At 66.7% G+C, this 508-nt stretch carries 1 protein-coding gene; it reads left to right on the top strand.

Going from position 1 to position 508, the window contains the following annotated elements; all coding sequences use genetic code 11:
* A partial coding sequence (locus IE294_RS47210; RefSeq protein WP_268252903.1) for an alpha-amylase family glycosyl hydrolase occupies positions 1–508 on the top strand: 508 nt, incomplete at both ends.

The following is a 508-nucleotide window of genomic DNA, read 5'->3' as shown; positions in this document are numbered from 1 at the left end:
GCGCGTGATCATCGACTTCGTCATGAACCACACCAGCGACCAGCACCCGTGGTTCCAGGAGTCCCGCAAGCACCCCGAAGGCCCGTACGGCGACTACTACATGTGGGCCGACGACGACAAGCAGTACCAGGACGCCCGGATCATCTTCGTCGACACCGAGGCGTCCAACTGGACCTTCGACCCGGTCCGCGGCCAGTACTACTTCCACCGCTTCTTCTCGCACCAGCCGGACCTGAACTACGAGAACCCCGCCGTGCAGGAGGAGGTCCTGGCCGCCCTGCGGTTCTGGCTGGACCTGGGCATCGACGGCTACCGCCTGGACGCGGTGCCCTACCTCTACGCCGAGGAGGGCACCAACTGCGAGAACCTGCCCGCCACGCACGCCTTCCTGAAGCGGGTCCGGCGCGAGATCGACGCGATGTACCCGGACACCGTGCTGCTGGCGGAGGCCAACCAGTGGCCCGAGGACGTCGTCGACTACTTCGGCGACTACCAGGCCGGCGGCGAC

The organism is Streptomyces canarius (assembly GCF_014650735.1).
Taxonomy (GTDB): Bacteria; Actinomycetota; Actinomycetes; order Streptomycetales; family Streptomycetaceae; genus Streptomyces; species Streptomyces olivaceoviridis.
This window is presented reverse-complemented; position numbering and strand designations above follow the sequence as displayed.